Annotated in this window: 19 protein-coding genes and 3 pseudogenes; 12 read left to right on the top strand and 10 right to left on the bottom strand. The window is 62.0% G+C overall.

Annotation, left to right across the window (positions count from 1 at the left end):
- Positions 1 to 87: 87 nt before the first annotated feature.
- The 3 genes from AC0L2M_RS32050 to AC0L2M_RS32040 all read right to left on the bottom strand — a co-directional run bounded on the left by AC0L2M_RS32050 (position 88) and on the right by AC0L2M_RS32040 (position 1636).
- Positions 88 to 534 (bottom strand): potassium channel family protein, encoded by a 447-nt coding sequence (locus tag AC0L2M_RS32050; protein WP_236473766.1) that lies wholly within the window; start codon positions 532 to 534, stop codon positions 88 to 90.
- A 26-nt stretch (positions 535 to 560) separates the two neighbouring features.
- Positions 561 to 758 (bottom strand): hypothetical protein, encoded by a 198-nt coding sequence (locus tag AC0L2M_RS32045; protein ID WP_128244499.1) that lies wholly within the window; start codon positions 756 to 758, stop codon positions 561 to 563.
- A 401-nt stretch (positions 759 to 1159) separates the two neighbouring features.
- The gene (locus AC0L2M_RS32040; RefSeq protein ID WP_473536945.1) at positions 1160 to 1636 is read right to left on the bottom strand and encodes a hypothetical protein; all 477 of its coding nucleotides are present in this window, start codon (positions 1634 to 1636) and stop codon (positions 1160 to 1162) included.
- A gap of 147 nt (positions 1637 to 1783) precedes the next feature.
- Between AC0L2M_RS32040 and AC0L2M_RS32035 the strand changes: the two genes are divergently transcribed.
- Complete coding sequence (locus AC0L2M_RS32035) at positions 1784 to 2116, top strand: hypothetical protein (RefSeq protein ID WP_473531428.1); 333 nt, start codon at positions 1784 to 1786, stop codon at positions 2114 to 2116.
- Positions 2117 to 2265: 149 nt separating this feature from the next.
- Here the strand turns inward: AC0L2M_RS32035 and AC0L2M_RS32030 are convergent, their stop codons facing one another.
- The 7 genes and pseudogenes from AC0L2M_RS32030 to AC0L2M_RS32000 all read right to left on the bottom strand — a co-directional run bounded on the left by AC0L2M_RS32030 (position 2266) and on the right by AC0L2M_RS32000 (position 6047).
- Complete coding sequence (locus AC0L2M_RS32030; RefSeq protein ID WP_128244496.1) at positions 2266 to 2517, bottom strand: hypothetical protein; 252 nt, start codon at positions 2515 to 2517, stop codon at positions 2266 to 2268.
- A gap of 184 nt (positions 2518 to 2701) precedes the next feature.
- Complete coding sequence (locus AC0L2M_RS32025; RefSeq protein WP_473536943.1) at positions 2702 to 2995, bottom strand: hypothetical protein; 294 nt, start codon at positions 2993 to 2995, stop codon at positions 2702 to 2704.
- Between the two features lie 71 nt (positions 2996 to 3066).
- Positions 3067 to 3306: a hypothetical protein gene (locus AC0L2M_RS32020; RefSeq protein ID WP_473536941.1), complete on the bottom strand. Its 240-nt coding sequence runs from the start codon at positions 3304 to 3306 to the stop codon at positions 3067 to 3069.
- Between the two features lie 154 nt (positions 3307 to 3460).
- Positions 3461 to 3697: a hypothetical protein gene (locus AC0L2M_RS32015; RefSeq protein ID WP_473515131.1), complete on the bottom strand. Its 237-nt coding sequence runs from the start codon at positions 3695 to 3697 to the stop codon at positions 3461 to 3463.
- 158 nt (positions 3698 to 3855) lie between these two features.
- Complete coding sequence (locus AC0L2M_RS32010) at positions 3856 to 4080, bottom strand: ATP-dependent DNA ligase (protein WP_473536940.1); 225 nt, start codon at positions 4078 to 4080, stop codon at positions 3856 to 3858.
- A 43-nt stretch (positions 4081 to 4123) separates the two neighbouring features.
- Positions 4124 to 4255 (bottom strand): annotated as a pseudogene (locus AC0L2M_RS32005) (ATP-dependent DNA ligase); the annotation flags it as partial.
- Positions 4256 to 5861: 1606 nt separating this feature from the next.
- On the bottom strand, positions 5862 to 6047 hold the full coding sequence (locus AC0L2M_RS32000; protein ID WP_128244494.1) for a hypothetical protein: 186 nt from the start codon (positions 6045 to 6047) through the stop codon (positions 5862 to 5864).
- Between the two features lie 688 nt (positions 6048 to 6735).
- Between AC0L2M_RS32000 and AC0L2M_RS31995 the strand changes: the two genes are divergently transcribed.
- From AC0L2M_RS31995 to AC0L2M_RS31945, 11 genes and pseudogenes are all read left to right on the top strand, one after another.
- Positions 6736 to 7335: an ANTAR domain-containing response regulator gene (locus tag AC0L2M_RS31995; RefSeq protein WP_023796771.1), complete on the top strand. Its 600-nt coding sequence runs from the start codon at positions 6736 to 6738 to the stop codon at positions 7333 to 7335.
- A 2-nt stretch (positions 7336 to 7337) separates the two neighbouring features.
- Positions 7338 to 8576 (top strand): CmpA/NrtA family ABC transporter substrate-binding protein, encoded by a 1239-nt coding sequence (locus tag AC0L2M_RS31990; protein WP_473536938.1) that lies wholly within the window; start codon positions 7338 to 7340, stop codon positions 8574 to 8576.
- Positions 8577 to 8936: 360 nt separating this feature from the next.
- Positions 8937 to 10253 (top strand): CmpA/NrtA family ABC transporter substrate-binding protein, encoded by a 1317-nt coding sequence (locus tag AC0L2M_RS31985; protein ID WP_128172928.1) that lies wholly within the window; start codon positions 8937 to 8939, stop codon positions 10251 to 10253.
- 60 nt (positions 10254 to 10313) lie between these two features.
- Positions 10314 to 11210, top strand: a complete 897-nt coding sequence (ntrB, locus tag AC0L2M_RS31980; protein ID WP_473536936.1) for a nitrate ABC transporter permease — start codon at positions 10314 to 10316, stop codon at positions 11208 to 11210.
- A gap of 11 nt (positions 11211 to 11221) precedes the next feature.
- Entirely contained in the window at positions 11222 to 12019 is a 798-nt protein-coding gene (locus AC0L2M_RS31975; RefSeq protein WP_473536935.1) for an ABC transporter ATP-binding protein, read from the top strand.
- A gap of 398 nt (positions 12020 to 12417) precedes the next feature.
- Entirely contained in the window at positions 12418 to 12609 is a 192-nt protein-coding gene (locus AC0L2M_RS31970) for a hypothetical protein (RefSeq protein ID WP_128168358.1), read from the top strand.
- A gap of 115 nt (positions 12610 to 12724) precedes the next feature.
- Positions 12725 to 13966 (top strand): MFS transporter, encoded by a 1242-nt coding sequence (locus tag AC0L2M_RS31965; RefSeq protein WP_198032767.1) that lies wholly within the window; start codon positions 12725 to 12727, stop codon positions 13964 to 13966.
- 19 nt (positions 13967 to 13985) lie between these two features.
- Complete coding sequence (nirB, locus tag AC0L2M_RS31960; RefSeq protein WP_473536934.1) at positions 13986 to 16436, top strand: nitrite reductase large subunit NirB; 2451 nt, start codon at positions 13986 to 13988, stop codon at positions 16434 to 16436.
- A complete protein-coding gene (gene nirD, locus AC0L2M_RS31955; protein ID WP_208602492.1) occupies positions 16436 to 16771 on the top strand; it encodes a nitrite reductase small subunit NirD in 336 nt (111 codons plus the stop codon). Before nirB ends, nirD begins: the two co-directional genes overlap by 1 nt.
- A gap of 3 nt (positions 16772 to 16774) precedes the next feature.
- Positions 16775 to 16873: pseudogene (locus AC0L2M_RS31950) on the top strand (hypothetical protein); the annotation flags it as partial.
- Between the two features lie 14 nt (positions 16874 to 16887).
- Positions 16888 to 16980, top strand: a pseudogene (locus AC0L2M_RS31945) (hypothetical protein); the annotation flags it as partial.

The raw sequence follows: 16980 nt of genomic DNA, 5'->3' as shown, positions 1-16980 counted from the left end.
AGCTCCCTTGGCGCCCGAACGAAAAAGCCCGCCGCACCTTTCGGCGCGAACAGCTATGACGAAGGAACACGACCTCTGAAACGCGCGTCAGTCTTGCTCCCGCTTCCACAGATCCGAAGTCGATGCGTATGCGAACGATGCTGACCAAGCGATCAGGACGAGTCCGTTGAGACCCTCCAAGGCAGCAACGATTCGCATCGGCCCAGTGGCATAGACTTCGCCAAAGCCGATCGTCGTGTAACAGGTAACCGAGAAATAGAAGAAATCCGCTGCGCTTCCGGAAAACAAGCCTGCGAGACCTCCAAGGTCTGGATGGTGGTTCATCCAGGCGTAGGCGAGCGCGAAAAGACAGATCCCCACCACGTGAGCAATGATTGCTGCGACGACCAAGAGCAGCAGATCAACCCGCATCGGAAGTGAAAAACGACGCCTCATCGTTCCGGCGATATTTAGCACTTCATAGTGCATCAGAACCGTTACCAGTGCGAGACCTACAGATATGGCGAACGCGATGAGCAATTGCGGTACCTTCAAGTAGGACTCAGATGCTCAACCGCTTATCACCGCGCGAGCGGTTCGAACAGCGTCGACCTGACGCGACGCGATGCGATGCCGAACACGCGAATGGTGAGGACGAACGCGAGCACCCGGTGGTGCCATCTCCCCGGGTCCTCGGCAAAATCGTCGGAACCGAACCGCTCCCAATGGCTTTCGTAATCAGGGGCGGCGTCAAAGAGGAGACTGTTATGGATCGGCAAGAAAATAGCGTTTTGGAGGCGGGCTGGCTTTTGGCGGTCCCGCTTTCTATCGGATTTGCCGTTTTGATTGCAGGCTTAGTGCTGGGCTAGTGTGCTATGGGAACCGGAACTCGATCACTCGCCCCTCGGCCTTCCATGATTGCCGGGCGTCAACGGAACCAAAGTCGCGCAATAGCTGAGGGACAGGAGCAAGGCGGACGCCACCGTCGCGCTTTTCGCCAGCCGGCCGCTCGGGCTTTCTGCCTCTGCAAAACCAGCGCTCCCTCTTGCCGGTCGAGGTTACGGTTCGGTCATGACGGGCGAGGGAGCAATGCGCCGCTAGGTGTCAATCCTAATCGGAGGTTCACGCAAAGAAAAACCCGCCACCGTGAGACAGCGGGCTATGACAGTTTTTGTCCGGTTCAGTGATGGTCGCTCCCCCCACGCTTTCTACGAGGTTGCTTCGTGATCGGATGCGCTGCAAGAAACGCCTCGTCCGCCGCAATGAGCTTGGCGACTTCGTCCTCGCCGATCGGCAGATATCGGTCCTTTGCGGCTTCTCGCTTCCATTGGACGGCCATTAGATCGGGCGCTGGAACTCGGATTTGATCGGCCACAGCCTGCCGGCTCCTGTCGACGCTGATCATCCGTTTGTCAGAATAGGCGCTAGATTTGTTCTCGTCCTCCAGGACGTACATCGCGTGAATGCTTTTCTCTTGCCAGTAAGCCGTCTCCGCTCTTGCCAGGCTGGTGACAGCATCAGCCTTGCGCCAAGGAAGTCGGCGCGCCTGACGCATGAGCTGATTGTGGTGCGTGTCGATGAGGACGGCATCGGGCAGCGGATCAAGGCACTGCCGCACGAATGCAGCCAGCGCCTTTGTCTTGACGCCGGCGCTCATGCTGATGCGTCCCCTGCGGAAGCCAGCTGGAGAACCGACGCCGCCAGCTGCGCTGCCCAAAGTTCGGCTTCGAAGGGATATTTGCGCGCCGCGCCGGCCCTTGCGGGGCCGAAGCTTTTGAAGTTCAGTGCATGCGCAGGGGGCAGCATGCGCAAATACCATATTTTCGCGGCGGCAGGGGCCGCGACCATCCTTTTAAGCGGCTGCTCCGGTTCGGGCCTAGGTATGCCTGGCTCACCTGCTTGGTTTGCCACCACACCGCAGGCGGAACAGGCAACCTATTTCCGCAACCGATGCGTTTCCTACGGCTTCGAGCCAGGGACCCCGGCCATGGCCCAATGCATCCAAAACGAGTCCATTTCGTCTCGCGGCAGGGCATCTGCCAGGGCGAATGCGGCATTTGCCAACATGCAAAACAGTCAGCCGAAAACGACGACTTGCAACCGCTTCGGCAACACCGTGAACTGCACGACGTTTTGAGCCGACACCGAGAGGCGGAATGAGCGCCCGCCTCTCTCATTGCGAACGCTCGACGGCGAATGTTTGCGCGTCATCACCCTCCGGCCTAGAGAATGGTGGCGGCGCCGGCGTGAGGCTGAGGATTGACGCGCCGCCGTGCCCCCGCCCGATCAGGACGCTTCCTGCACTTCCTCGACTTGTGGCGTCACGGGTGCAGGATTAATGACGTAGGTGTTCGAGGTCAGGTCGCTTGTAGATCGGATGATGATACCGTCGTCTCTTAATCGGGCAAACGTTGCCCTTGCGATACGCATGGGCTTGCCTTTGGCATCTGCGGCGGTGACTTTGTTCGACCAAGGAACGTGAGTGATGGTGTCAACGCGCTTGAGAAAGCGCTTTTCCTTCTCAGTCAACTCGATCACGCCGTTCCTCCATATCATTCGCAGCGTTTGGTTGGCCGGTAACGCCGATGATGCGACTCCGTTCCAAGGACCCAAAGGCAGACAGGCGCATGGTCGCTGCTATGTCGAGAAACTCACAGTGGACGACCTTGAGGCTAAGGGTTTCCTGCCGAAAGGCGCAGCAGAATAGCTATGCTCGTCACCGTCAGCCGGGAGGAGTGGAGAGCGGCTCTCTGCATCGACGAACCAAGCACTGGCCATCGAGCGTCGGCACAAACCCTACCGCTGGGATTAACGGCGAGTCGCACGCATTGCTGTACCGGCGGACGTACAGGGCATAGGTGTTCGGGCCGGTGGTCAGCACCGCCGAGCCATGGCTCTGGATTAGCGCCTGCGTCTGTTGGCAGGTCATGGCGCGGGTGTCCGGCCTGGCCTGGGCGAGGTTGGTGAAGGCAAGCATGACCGCTGCCGAGGTCAACGCAATCCGGCGAATGGACATGACGAGACTCCCATGATGAGCCATTTGGTTGACAAACTCGCATGTCGCAGGGCAGCTGTGCAATGGCGGCCTTACCCTCCCGCACCGCGCTCAACATTGCCTGGGGCGGCCATGACGGCTACTGTGTCGCCAGAAACCGGGTTCATCCGGGGAATGTCGGTCTCCATAAGTTTCTGAACGGGCCTCGCTTTCGGTCGGCGGCCAGGCACCAGCATGACATCCGTACCAAGTGCCCCCAATTTGGAGGGAAAGATGCGACTATTTTTATTTTTGGTGTTGATTTTGATGGCGCTGAGCGGCTGCGTATCCAATGTTTCCCCGGATAGTGATGGTATACCACGCCGCGCGTCCTTTGCTGGAAACCATTAGTCCGCTTAATTTGGCTGATTGCCAACGCCTATTTGCCGGTGCCTCAGCACTTGACGAGGAAAGCGAGACAAGCGGCAGCGCATAGAACGCGGAAAGCTAGCTTTCATCCCAGAAGTCCTGAAGCGAAGCGTGGCGAAGGTCGTCCTCGCCCCTGAGGTGCTTCACGCGGGCTTTGATGCCCGGCTTGACCCACTGCGTTGCCGGTCGCTTTGGCATGTCCTTGGGCGGTGACCCGGCATGCTCCTGGACCCTTTTCCAAAGTCGTTCCCGCATCTCGCGATTGACGCTCACGAACGCGCTGCCGACATATTTGCGGGTGGCTGGGTCAGCCATCAGAGCAAACGCGGGCTTGCCCCTCTCGCGTTCGACGCCGAGTAGTTCAAACTCGCTTTCTGTGAAGGATTTTGTCTTCAGCCAATTGGTGGTCGGGCCGCTGCGATATTTGCTGTCCCGACGCTTCGATACCATCCCTTCCAGGCCAGCCGCGCCGATCAGATGAAGATCGCATTAGCCTCGCCCGGAATGGTCTCACTGAACTGGATGCGGCTGTCAGACCCTATGAGGCCGGCTAGGGTTTCCCGCCGATCCTCAAGTACCATGTCGCGCAGATCGTGGCCGTTGAGATGCAGGAGATCGAACGCAACGAAATAGAGGTCGCGCTGGCGTCTGGTGATGGCCTTGCGCAGCGCGGCAAAGTCCGACAGGCCCAGCCTCATTCAAGACGACGACTTCGCCGTCGATGATGGCATTCTCGACGTCCAGCGTTCGCGCCGCCGCAGCTAGATCGCGGTACTTCGATGTCCAGTCTAGGCCGCGGCGGGTGAAGATCCGCACACCGCCGGCGTCGATGATGATTTGGGAGCGGTAGCCGTCGAATTTGGCTTCATGCATCCAGTCGTCGCCTTGGGGCGGCTTGGCGACCAAGGTAGGCATCATCGGAGGAATGAACTCTAGCCGGCCAGCACCGGCAGTCACTCGTTTACGCACAGGTTCGAGTCTAGGCTCATCCGATTTGATGGCTAGGGGAACGGACCATGACCATTTTACTAAATTAGCAACGATGCATGAAGCGGCATACAATTTCGCCCAAGCCGGCGACTGCCCCCCGACCTGCCAGCCGGCCAGGCCCGGCGGCCGTTGCGCCCCCAAGTAGGGCTGCCGGGCTGCCCCATCAAACGCACTGTAGCGACCAACGTGAGACGAGATAGAACAAATAACGCAAATGGAAACCTAACCAGGGAGCGCAGCAACCCCTCCTCCTTGGCAGCGGCTTCCAAGGCCTTCCTTACGTCGTCGGGTGTGCCCTCGCCTCCAAGGCAGGCCATGCAGGCTTTTTGGGTCCTCGCTTGGCCCACTTCATAAGTTCCGTGGCGGCACCCTCGACGTTGTTGCAGCCATAGGTGAGTCCAGGTCGGTCTGTCTCGATGTTGACCGGAGGGGATGCTCATGTGTTTGGTAGAGGCGAGGGCCTAGGCACGGATGCTTGGGAGAGAGGGCCACGCGCTTGGCGACGTAGCGAACGATACGGCGGGCCTGAGAGGCGGCTGGAGCATGCGACGAGGGCGATGCGGAAGGCGCTGGCATAGGCGCTGAAGATCGCGCTCTGGGTCGGCTAGACCTTCGGGGTTCCGTGACGGTAAATGAGCAGCGGGGACCGGGTGGGGGGCTTGGGGTTAGTCCCCGCTGCTTTGAGCTGCCTTCGCGGGGTGCAGTGGCAGCACAACTAAATAGTGACTGAGCGATGACAGGACCCAGACAGCGGAGCCTTGGGCGCCCTGTCAGACTTACACCGGCTAGTGCCGGCCCCAAAGGCCACCCGGGCGGGTGTCTCAAGAGTGCGGCCGGGGACGGGCCTTCAAAGATTGCGACTTCCGTACCCCAGCCTACACTCCGGCCTGACGCGCGTGCCCACCCAACCCAGCGTCAAGCGACAGGTCATTAGTAGCCGATAAAGATCGCCCCCAAAATCGGCCGCTTGAGCTAGCTCGGATAGACAATTCGGGTGAGCGGGTTCAACGGGTCAAAAGGAGGGGTCGGAATATCCGGGCCAAATTTTCTTACGACCCATCGGATAACAGGCTCATGCGAGCTAAAGTGAGAGCTTCATGGGCCATAGTACCCCCTCCTCCTCGGCAGCAGCCTCCAAGTCCTTGCGTACTTCCTTAGGGTCAACCTCCTCACCCCCCAGGGCTTGAAGGCAGAGGGCCGACGCACGTTTCCACTTGGGCCCTCTTGGACCATTTCAGGAGCTGCTCGGATGCACCTCGGACATTGTTACAGGCATAGCTGACACCGACCATTTCGGTCTTCACGAACACCGGAGGGGAGAACCAGTAGGTTGCCATGGAGGGTAATTTAGAGCGGGAAGAGGAACGATGTAGGCCCGCGCGGGTTTAGAATTGCGGCGGCCAGTTCTCCGTGGAAGCACAGCCGTTGTGGGCCCGTCGCTTGTTCCTCAACAGCGGCGGGCTTCCCTTAGCAGGACCCGTCAGGGCAGCTATGGAGTTTCGTCCCGACCGGCCTTGCCGATCGCCTCAAGCAATGATGCCAGCGTTGGCGTCAATTCCTGTTCGACCTCCAGCCCAAGCAGCTTGTGTACGTGATGGCGATTGTCTTCAGCGCTGATGAACTGCCGAATGGCCTCCGCAAGTGGGGGGTAGCCCAGCCTTTCACGCTTTGCCATGTCTGCATGTCCCTACCCCGCCCTGCCGCAACTCGCAGGTCACGGAATGGTTGCATTAGGGGTCAGGAATGATTGGTAGAAATTTCTGAGCGCGAAGGACTGGCTGATCCGTATTCGGCTAGTCTGAGACTGAAAACCCCGGCAACCACCGGGGTTTTCAGCACACTAACTGCTAATAATACCAGCCCCAGACCCAAACACGCCTGCGAAAACACCGTCTGCGCAGACGGCCATATCGCCAGGCACGACGACAGGCCCTTCTCCAAGCCCGCCGCCGGCGCCGCCGCCTGCGGTGCCAGCTCCGATGTCGGACCGGCTCCGCCTGAGTATCCTCATCTTCGAACGGCTCTGTCTCCAGCGCGTCGAGTTCATCGAGGATGCCACTTCTGGCGCTCGGTACGCCGGCCACCGCGTTGATTGGCCGAACTGCGCTCGCAAGGGCTGCTGCCCCAGCAACGCCCAACACTCCTGTCAAAAATAATCGCCGATCCATGGAACCTCCAATTTCAAAGCCAGCGAGACAAGGTCGCAATTGGGAAATAGCGCGGTGAATACAAAAGCAAAGTCAGATGCGTTTAGAGAGGCTTAACGGTCGGTTCCGCGAACATGTTACGGTCCCCTAAGCGATGACTTCGTCAATTCTCGCCATGCCGCATTGCACAATCACGCTGCGTGCGCAAAATGCGGCATGATCCGGAAATCCCTCACCGTCCTGGTGATCGACGAAAACCACATCCGCGCCTCCATCATCGAGGCGGGATTGCGGGAGGCCGGGCATGAGCAGGTCACGGTCGTTCACGATGTTGCGGGAATAGCGCGGCGCATTGCCGAGATCGAACCGGACGTAATCGTCATCGATCTCGAAAATCCCAACCGCGATATGCTTGAAAACATGTTCCAGCTTTCGCGCGTGGTGAAGCGGCCGATCGCCATGTTCGTGGACCGGTCGGATCAGGCTTCAATCGAAGCTGCGGTGGAAGCGGGGGTCTCCGCCTATGTCGTCGACGGGCTGCGCCAGGAGCGCGTCAAGCCGATCCTCGACATGGCGATCAGCCGCTTCAACGCGTTCTCGCGGATGGCGCGCGAACTTGAGGAAGCCCGCAGTGAATTGGAGGACCGCAAGGTCATCGACCGCGCCAAGGGCATCCTGATGCGATCACGCGGCCTGTCGGAGGACGCGGCCTATACGCTTCTGCGCAAGACCGCCATGAACCAGAACCGCAAGATCAGCGAAATCGCGCAGAGCCTGGTGACGGCGGCAGGCCTTCTGGATCCCGGAGAGAGTTGAGCATGGCGGCCGAACACCAGATCAATGCAGGTTTCATACCGCTCTTCGACAGCGCCGTCCTTGTCGCAGCGAGGGAGATCGGCTTTGCCGCACGCGAAGGCGTCGACCTGACGCTCAGCCGCGAAACCTCTTGGGCCAACATCCGCGACCGCATCGCGATCGGGCATTTCGATTTGGCGCATATGCTGGGGCCGATGCCGATCGCCTGCAATCTGGGGCTCACCCCGCTCGCCTCCGACACGATCGTGCCGTTCTCGCTGGGACTGGGCGGTAACTGCGTAACGGTTTCGAACACGCTCTGGGCGGGCATGGCCGCGCACGGCGCCTTGCCCGATCTCAATCCGGCGCGGGCCGGCAAGGCCTTGGGAGCGCTGATCCGTGAACGGGCAAATGCCGGTCGCGACCCCCTGCGCTTTGCGGTCGTGCATCCGCACTCCGGACACAATTACGAACTGCGCTACTGGCTCGCCGCCTGCGGCATCGATCCGTCGCGCGAAATAGAAATCGTCATCGTGCCGCCGCCCTTCATGGCCGACGCACTCGCCGCCGGCAGGATCGACGGCTACTGCGCCGGCGAACCGTGGAACAGCGCCTCGGTCGTCGCCGGCACCGGCCATATCGCCACGGTCAAGGCCACCATCTGGAAGACCAGCCCCGAGAAAGTCGTCGGCGTGCGCAAGGCCTGGGCCGAAAAACACCCGCAAGCGCTTTCGGCGCTGCTGCGCGCGCTCCATCACGCCGCGCGCTGGTGCCAGGATCCGGCAAACCGCGGCGAACTGGCCGCCCTGATGGCGCAGCCTTCCCTCCTCGGCCTTTCGCCGGCGCTACAGATGCCGATCCTGACCGGACATCTTGCGCTGGGCGGCGGCGCGGAACTGACCGTCGAGGACTTCTTTCTGGCTTTCGGCAAGGCGGCAAATTTTCCGTGGAAAAGCCACGCGCTGTGGTTCTACACGCAGATGGTCCGTTGGGGGCAGGTCAAGCACAGCGCTGCCCACATGGCGCTCGCGCGGGACACCTACCGGCCCGACCTCTATCGCGCAGCGCTGAAGCCGCTCGGCGTCGCACTTCCCGGCGCCAATTCTAAGGTGGAGGGCGCGCTGGCGTCTGCCACACCTGTCGGCTCCGCCGGCGCCAGTCTGGTGCTCGGCCCCGATGGTTTCTTCGATGGCCAGATATTCGATCCCGACGAGGTCGACGCCTACATTGCCGGGCAGAAATTGGCGCGCGCCGAAGCCTGATCATTTTGGCGCCATTCTTGTGCATTGCACAAAAATTATGCGTGCAACGGCGCTAATGAACAATCTTTGGCTTGCTCGCCCAACGGGCCAGCGCGCCGATGATTGTGGCATGCCGTTGATCTCATTGATGTTTGTCATCCATTCCGAAATTGGCACGGTTCCTGCATTGCAATAAGCAGACTCTTTTCGGGTCACGGAACAGGCGTCCAATGGCGGGCGCTACAGGCAAAGCTGCCGCTCAGGTCAACACGCGATCCCGGATGGACGGACGCGCGCGGCCTGGCTGGCGGCTTTTTTTGTTTTGACCGAGCACGGCAATCGACGGCGCTGATCCCAAGCAGTGCCCAACGGGAGACGACGATGACGAAACGCATCAAGACTGAAGCCCCTCTCGAGGGCATGACCCGCCGCAATTTTCTGATGGCAAGTGCTGCCACCGCGGCAACCCTGGCAGCGGCACGCGCGCTGCTGCCGTCTGGCGCCTATGCGGCGCCCGCGGCACCGGAAGTCACCGGCGCCAAGCTCGGCTTCATCGCGCTGACCGACGCGGCGCCGCTGATGATCGCCAAGGAGAAGGGCCTGTTCGAGAAATTCGGCATGCCCGATGTCGAGGTGCTCAAGCAGGCCTCCTGGGGCGCGACGCGCGACAATCTGATGCTCGGCGGCGAAGCCAACGGCATCGACGGCGCCCATATCCTGACGCCGATGCCTTACCTGATGCATACCGGCAAGGTGACGCAGAACAACCAGCCGATGCCGATGGCGATCGTCGCGCGGCTGAATTACGACTGCCAGGCGATTTCCGTCGCGCAGGAATATGCCGGCACCGGCGTCGGCCTCGACGCCTCCAAGCTGAAGGACGCCTTCGCGGCCAAGAAGGCCGAAGGCAAGGAGGTGAAGGCCGCCATGACCTTCCCGGGCGGCACTCATGATCTCTGGTTGCGCTATTGGCTGGCCGCTGGCGGCATCGATCCCAACAAGGATGTCTCGACCATCGTCGTGCCGCCACCGCAGATGGTCGCCAACATGAAGGTCGGCAACATGGACGTGTTCTGCGTCGGCGAGCCATGGAACGAGCAACTCGTCCATCAGGGCGTCGGCTTTACCGCCGCCACCACGGGCGAGTTGTGGAAAGGCCATCCGGAAAAGGCGCTCGGCCTGCGCGCCGCCTTCATCGACAAGAACCCGAACGCCACCAAGGCGATCCTGATGGCCGTCATGGAAGCCCAGCAATGGTGCGAAGCCATGGAAAACAAGGACGAGATGGCGGCCATCATCGGCAAGCGGCAATGGATGAACGTGCCGACAGCCGACATCATCGGCCGCCTCAAGGGCGACATCAATTACGGCAATGACCGCGTCGCCACCGGCACCGACCTCTACATGAAGTTCTGGAAGGGCGGTGTGTCCTATCCGTTCAAGAGCCACGACAGCTGGTTCCTCGCCGAAAACATCCGCTGGGGCAAATTCGCGGCGACCACCGACATCAAGGCGCTGGTCGATCAAGTCAACCGCGAAGATCTGTGGCGCGAGGCGGCCAAGGATCTTGGCGTTGCTGCGGCAGATATCCCGGCGTCTCCATCGCGCGGCGTCGAGACCTTCTTTGACGGCAAGATTTTCGATCCGGCCAACCCGTCCGCCTATCTCGACAGCCTCAAGATCAAGGCATCGGCCTGACGTCGACGGCAAGCGCCGCCGCTGCGCCGCTTGCCAGTGCTCAAGGAGCTTTTTGCGAAAATGTCTATTCAAGCCATCGAGGACACCAAGGTGAAGGCGTTCCCCGCGCCTGCCAAGCCTGCAGAGGTCATAGCTTTCACCGCCAAGGTGAGGCGCCGCTTCGATCCCGCCGCGATCGCCGGCAAGCTGGCGAGCACGCTGGTGCCGCCGGCCGTAGTCATCATCGTCATGCTCGTCGTCTGGCAGGTCGCCTGCTCGTCGCCCAATGCCAGCTTGCCGCCACCTAGCCAGGTATGGAACGAGGCCTACGATCTGATCGCCCATCCGTTCTTCGACTATGGTCCGCAGGATATCGGACTGGCCTGGCGGGTGCTGATCTCGCTGCAGCGGGTCGCCATCGGCTTCGGCCTGGCTGCCATCGTCGGCGTCGCGCTCGGTGCGCTGGTCGGCCAGTCGATCTGGGCGATGCGCGGCCTCGATCCGGTGTTCCAGATTCTGCGCACCGTGCCGCCGCTCGCCTGGCTGCCGCTGTCGCTGGCTGCCTTCCGCGATTCCAGCCCGTCGGCGATCTTCGTCATCTTTATCACCTCGATCTGGCCGGTGATCATCAACACTGCCGTCGGCGTCCGCAACATTCCAGAGGATTATCGAAACGTCTCCCGCATCCTCAGGCTCAACCAGCTCGAATTCTTCGTAAAGATCATGGTGCCGGCCGCGGCACCTTACATCTTCACCGGCCTGCGCATCGGCATCGGCCTGTCCTGGCTCGCCATCGTCGCCGCCGAAATGCTGACAGGCGGCGTCGGCATCGGCTTCTTCATCTGGGACGCCTGGAACTCGTCGCGGCTGCCCGACATCATCGTCGCGCTCGCCTATATCGGCGTCACCGGCTTCTGCCTCGACCGCTTGGTCGCGGCGGCCGGCGCCTTCGTCACCCGCGGCACAACGGCAAAGTGAGGAGAGGGGCGATGACGGCCTACCTGAAACTCGACCATATCGACAAATCCTTTGCCCGCGGCGGCCAGGTCAGCGAGGTGCTGAAAGACATCCGGCTGACCATCGACAAAGGCGAATTCGTCTCCATCATCGGCCATTCCGGCTGCGGCAAGTCGACCTTGCTCAACCTGATCGCCGGGCTGACCAGAGTCTCCGCCGGCGCGGTCCTGCTCGAGGACAAGGAGGTCGACAGCCCCGGACCCGAGCGCGCCGTGGTATTCCAGAACCACAGCCTTTTGCCGTGGCTCACCGTCTACGAGAACATCAATCTGGCGGTGTCGAAGGTGTTCGGTTTGACCAGGACCAAGGCCGAGCGGCATGACTGGATCATGCGCAATCTCGACCTCGTGCAGATGGCGCATGCCAGGGACAAGCGGCCCGCCGAGATATCGGGCGGCATGAAGCAGCGCGTCGGCATCGCCCGCGCGCTGGCCATGGAGCCGAAGATCCTGCTGCTCGACGAGCCCTTCGGTGCGCTGGACGCTCTGACGCGCGCCCATCTGCAGGATGCGGTGATGGATATCCATTCGAGGCTTGGCTCGACGACGATCATGATCACGCACGATGTCGACGAGGCGGTGCTGTTGTCCGATCGCATCGTCATGATGACCAACGGTCCAGCGGCGACCATCGGCGAGGTGCTTGCGGTGCCGCTGGCCCGGCCGCGCCGGCGCATCGAGCTTTCCTCCGACCGGACCTTCCTGCGCTGCCGCGAGGCGGTGCTGAAGTTCCTCTACGAACGCCACCGCTTCGTGGAAGCCGCGGAGTAAGGCCATGACCGAAAAACGCGTCATCATCTACAATTGGCAATCTGCATCGGCAATGGGCAATCTACCGCATTGCACAAATATTATGCTGCTGTGCAAGGCATTCTGACTAATCTTTGATCCGCTGCCGGGCTTGGTCAAAAATCGCGCGGCTGCGGTTCACATTGATTTCATTCGATAATCTGGAGCGCTGTCAAATTGGCACGCTTCCTGCTTTTCAGATTGTAGGTCCGAAAGGGCCAAGTGACACGGCGTCCAATGGCGGGCGCCACAGGCAAAGCTGCCGCTCAGGTCAATACGCGATCCCGGATGGACGGACGCGCAAAGACCTGACCGGCGGCTTTTTTGTTTTTACGCGATCGACGGCGCTGGTCCCAAGCGGCGCCCAACCGGAGACGACGATGACGAAACGGATCGGAACTGGCGCGTCCCTCGCGGACTTCACGCGCCGCGATTTTCTGGCCAGCAGCGCGCTGACGGCGGCACTGTTCACCGCCGCGCTCCTGCTGTTTCCCGTCGGCGCCAAGACGGAAAACAAGGACCTGGCCGTGGCGAGCCCGGTCTCGTTGCACGCACTGATGCCGCGCCGCTGATCATTCACCCACAAACATCCGCGGTGCCTCCCACGCCGCAAACCGGAGCCAGACGTTGACCGCAAATCTCCCAGCCGCGCCCAGCCAGGACAATGCTCCCCGCCAGGCGCTTGTGATGTCCACCATCGCCTTCACCGTCTGCTTCGCGGTGTGGACGATATTTTCAATCATCGGCGTGCGCATAAAGCAGGACCTTGGGCTGAACGAGACGGAGTTCGGCCTGCTGGTCGGCACGCCGATCCTCACCGGTTCGCTCGTGCGCATGGTGCTCGGTGTCTGGACCGACCGTTTTGGCGGGCGGCTGGTATACACCGCGACCATGCTTGCGGCGGCGGTCGCGACCTTCCTGCTCGCTTTTGCGCATACCTACGGACAGATGCTGGTCGCCGCGTTAGGCGTTGGGCTCGCCGGTGGTTCCTTCGCCGTCGGTGTCGCCTATGTCTCGCGCTTCTTCCCGGCCGGCAAGCAGGGCACGGCGCTTGGCATTTTCGGTGTCGGCAATGTCGGCGCCGCGGTCACCAAGTTCCTGGCACCGTTCGTGCTTCTCTCCTGGGGCTGGCAGTCGGTCGCGCTGATCTGGGCGGCAGCACTCGTCGTCATGGCCGCCGTCTTCTGGTTCACGACCGGCGACGATCCGGTCATCCGCGAGCGCCGCGCCGGCAAGGCAGCGCCTGCGAGAAGCTTCTTGCAGGAATTCGCGCCGCTCAAGAACCTGCAGGTCTGGCGCTTCGCCTTCTATTATTTCTTCGCCTTCGGAGCATTCGTGGCGCTGTCGCTGTGGTTGCCGCGCTACCTGATCGGCGTCTACGGCTTTGGCATCGCGACCGCCGGCATGATCGGCGCGGCCTATTCGATCCCTGCAAGTATCTTCCGCGCCTATGGCGGCGTGCTTTCCGACCGGATCGGCGCCCGCACCGTGCTCTACTGGACCTTCGCGGTCAGTGCCGTCGCGACTCTCGTTCTGTCTCTCCCCTCGGCAGACTACGTCGTGCACGGCATCAGCGGGCCGATCGCCTTCCATTTCGAGATCGGCCCGCTCGCCTTCATAGCCGTTGCCTGCGTGCTCGGCTTCTTCATGAGCCTTGGCAAGGCCGCCGTCTACAAGCACATCCCGGCTTACTACCCGCAGAGTGTCGGCGCGGTCGGCGGCGTCGTCGGCATGATTGGCGGGCTCGGCGGCTTTGTCCTGCCAATCGCCTTCGGCGCACTCAACGACCTCACCGGCGTCTGGTCGAGCTGCTTCATGCTGCTCTTCGTCATCGTCGCCACCTGCTTTGCCTGGATGCACTTCAGCATCCGGCGGATGGAGCGCGCGGCCGCCGCCGAAGCTTCAGGCCTTTCCTACGCGGCTGAGTGAGACCGGAGTGGATCAGGACATGACCGAAAAACTCGTCATCATCGGCAACGGCATGGCCCCCGGGCGCATGCTGGAGCACCTGCTGGAAAAGGCGCCGGACCTCTACCAGGTCACGATCTTCAATGCCGAGCCGCGCGTGAACTACGACCGCATCATGCTGTCGCCGGTTCTGTCAGGCGAAAAGGATTATGAAGAGATCATCATTCATGGCGATGGCTGGTACATCAAGCACGGGATCACCCTCTACAAGGGCCACAAGATCGTCGCCATCGACCGGCAGGCAAAGACCGTCACCTCCGACCACGGCGTCACCGAGCCCTACGACAAGCTCGTCATCGCCACCGGCTCGGTGCCGTTCATCATCCCGGTGCCCGGCCACGATCTGCCGGGCGTGCTGACCTATCGCGATCTCGACGACGTTCGGGCGATGATGCTGGCCGCGCAGTCACGGGCCAAGGCCGTGATCATCGGCGGCGGCCTGCTAGGGCTGGAGGCGGCTGCGGGCCTGAACGCGCAGGGCATGGACGTCACCGTGCTGCATGTCATGCCGACGCTGATGGAACGACAGCTCGATCCGGCCGCCGGCTATCTCCTGCAGCGGGCCGTCGAGCAGCGCGGCATCAAGGTCATCACCAAGGCCAACACCCAGGCGATCACAGGCAAGGGTAAGGTCGAGCAGGTGGAACTCGCCGACGGAACCATCATTCCGGCGACGCTGGTGGTGATGGCGGTCGGCATCAGGCCGAACGCCGCTCTCGCCAAAGAGGCCGGTATTGCCGTCAATCGCGGCATCGTCGTCGATGCCGGCATGCGCAGCAACGACCCCGACATCTACGCGCTCGGCGAATGCGCCGAGGTCAACGGCATGGTCTACGGCCTGGTCGCACCGCTCTATGAGATGGCGCGTGTCGCCGCCAGCCAGTTGGCCGGCGACGAGGCCGCCGCCTTCGTCCATTCGGACACGCCGACCAAGCTCAAGGTTACCGGCATCGAGCTGTTCTCGCTTGGCGACTTTGCCGAGGGCGAGGACCGCCAGGAGATCGTGCTGCGCGATGCCGCGGCCGGCGTCTACAAGCGCCTGGTGCTCAGGGATGACCGCATCATCGGCACCGTGCTTTACGGCGAGACGGCGGACGGCGCCTGGTTCAACGACCTCAAGAAGAAGCAGACCGACATATCGGAAATGCGCGACACGCTTATCTTCGGCCAGTCATACCAGGGAGGCGCCTCCTTGGACCCTATGGCGGCCGTTGCAGCCTTGCCGGATGATGCGGAAATCTGCGGCTGCAACGGCGTTTGCAAGGGAAAGATCACTGGCGCGATCACGGCCAAAAGCCTGACCTCGCTCGACGACGTGCGCGCTCACACCAAGGCGTCCGCCTCCTGCGGCTCCTGCACCGGGCTGGTCGAGAAGCTGATGGTACTCACCATCGGCGACAAATATAATCCGGCGGCGGTGCAGCCGATGTGCGGCTGCACCACGCTCGGCCATGATGAGGTCCGCCGGCTGATCAAGGCCAAGGGCCTGAAGACCATTCCCGCCGTCATGCAGGAACTGGAATGGACCACCTCCTGCGGCTGCGCCAAATGCCGGCCGGCGCTCAATTACTATCTCGTCTGCGACTGGCCGGACGAGTATGCAGACGACTACCAGTCGCGCTTCATCAACGAACGCGTACACGCCAACATCCAGAAGGACGGCACCTATTCGGTGGTGCCGCGCATGTGGGGCGGCGTCACCAATGCCGCCGAACTGCGCGCCATTGCCGACGTCGTCGACAAATTCGAAATTCCAATGGTCAAGGTCACCGGTGGCCAGCGCATCGACATGCTCGGCATCCGCAAGGAGGATCTGCCGGCGGTGTGGGCCGATCTCGGCCAGGCCGGCTTCGTCTCCGGCCACGCCTATGCCAAGGGACTGCGCACCGTAAAGACCTGCGTCGGTTCGGACTGGTGCCGCTTCGGCACGCAGGATTCTACGGGGTTCGGCGTCCGCATCGAGAAATTCATGTGGGGCTCGTGGACGCCGGCCAAGGTCAAGATGGCGGTGTCGGGCTGCCCGCGGAACTGCGCCGAGGCAACCTGCAAGGATGTCGGCGTGATCTGCGTCGATTCAGGCTACGAGATCCATTTCGCCGGGGCAGCCGGCCTCGACATCAAGGGCACCGAGGTACTCGGCCTGGTCAAGACCGAGGACGAGGCACTGGAGCATATCGTGGCGTTGACGCAGATGTATCGCGAGCAGGGCCGCTATCTCGAGCGCATCTACAAATGGGCCAAGCGCATCGGCATCGCCGAGATCAAGCGCCAGATCATGGACGATGGCGAGAAGCGCAAGGCTTATTTCGACCGCTTCGTCTTTTCGCAGAAATTCGCCCAGGTCGACCCGTGGTCGGAACGCGTTTCCGGCAAGGACAAGCACGAATTCCGGCCGATGGCTTCGGTCGGCTTCGCGCAGGCGGCGGAGTGATGATGATGAATTGGATTGCTGTCGGCACGCTCTCAGACATTCCGCGCCGCGGCGCGCGCTGCGTCGCCACGCCTCAAGGCAAGATTGCTGTCTTCCGCACCGCTGACGATCAGGTCTTCGCCATCGAGGACCATTGCCCGCACAAGGGCGGGCCGCTCTCGCAGGGGATCGTCCATGGCGCGGCGGTGACCTGTCCTCTGCACAATTGGGTGATCTCGCTGGAAACCGGCAAGGCGCTCGGCGCCGATGAAGGTGCGGTGCGCACCATTCCGGTGCGGATCGAGGGCGAGCGCCTGTTCATTGCGCTGGAAGCGCTGGCCAGTCGCGCGGCTTGAATCATGAAGATCGACGAAGCGCGCGAGGTGAGGACCACCTGCCCCTACTGCGGGGTGGGCTGCGGCGTGCTGGCGAAGGTCGCCGCGAACGGTGAGGTAACCGGTAGCCGGGGCCCCGCCCCAACCGCGCGCTCGACACCGTCATCACCAATGCGCTGGTCGTCGACGCGTCAGGCGGCATCTTCAAGGCCGATATCGGCCTGAGCGAC

It is taken from the genome of Mesorhizobium sp. WSM4806, assembly GCF_055811635.1.
The sequence above is the reverse complement of the archived record's forward strand: the minus strand, read 5'-3'. Positions and strand labels throughout refer to the sequence as shown.

Coding starts and splice junctions, on each gene's coding strand:
- AC0L2M_RS32040 (WP_473536945.1), bottom strand. CDS start 1,636: ATGAGCGCCGGCGTCAAGACAAAGGCGCTGGCTGCATTCGTGCGGCAG.
- AC0L2M_RS32035 (WP_473531428.1), top strand. CDS start 1,784: ATGCGCAAATACCATATTTTCGCGGCGGCAGGGGCCGCGACCATCCTT.
- AC0L2M_RS32025 (WP_473536943.1), bottom strand. CDS start 2,995: ATGTCCATTCGCCGGATTGCGTTGACCTCGGCAGCGGTCATGCTTGCC.
- AC0L2M_RS32015 (WP_473515131.1), bottom strand. CDS start 3,697: ATGGCTGACCCAGCCACCCGCAAATATGTCGGCAGCGCGTTCGTGAGC.
- AC0L2M_RS32010 (WP_473536940.1), bottom strand. CDS start 4,080: ATGAGGCTGGGCCTGTCGGACTTTGCCGCGCTGCGCAAGGCCATCACC.
- AC0L2M_RS32000 (WP_128244494.1), bottom strand. CDS start 6,047: ATGGCAAAGCGTGAAAGGCTGGGCTACCCCCCACTTGCGGAGGCCATT.
- AC0L2M_RS31995 (WP_023796771.1), top strand. CDS start 6,736: ATGATCCGGAAATCCCTCACCGTCCTGGTGATCGACGAAAACCACATC.
- AC0L2M_RS31990 (WP_473536938.1), top strand. CDS start 7,338: ATGGCGGCCGAACACCAGATCAATGCAGGTTTCATACCGCTCTTCGAC.
- AC0L2M_RS31985 (WP_128172928.1), top strand. CDS start 8,937: ATGACGAAACGCATCAAGACTGAAGCCCCTCTCGAGGGCATGACCCGC.
- ntrB (WP_473536936.1), top strand. CDS start 10,314: ATGTCTATTCAAGCCATCGAGGACACCAAGGTGAAGGCGTTCCCCGCG.
- AC0L2M_RS31975 (WP_473536935.1), top strand. CDS start 11,222: ATGACGGCCTACCTGAAACTCGACCATATCGACAAATCCTTTGCCCGC.
- AC0L2M_RS31970 (WP_128168358.1), top strand. CDS start 12,418: ATGACGAAACGGATCGGAACTGGCGCGTCCCTCGCGGACTTCACGCGC.
- AC0L2M_RS31965 (WP_198032767.1), top strand. CDS start 12,725: ATGTCCACCATCGCCTTCACCGTCTGCTTCGCGGTGTGGACGATATTT.
- nirB (WP_473536934.1), top strand. CDS start 13,986: ATGACCGAAAAACTCGTCATCATCGGCAACGGCATGGCCCCCGGGCGC.
- nirD (WP_208602492.1), top strand. CDS start 16,436: ATGATGATGAATTGGATTGCTGTCGGCACGCTCTCAGACATTCCGCGC.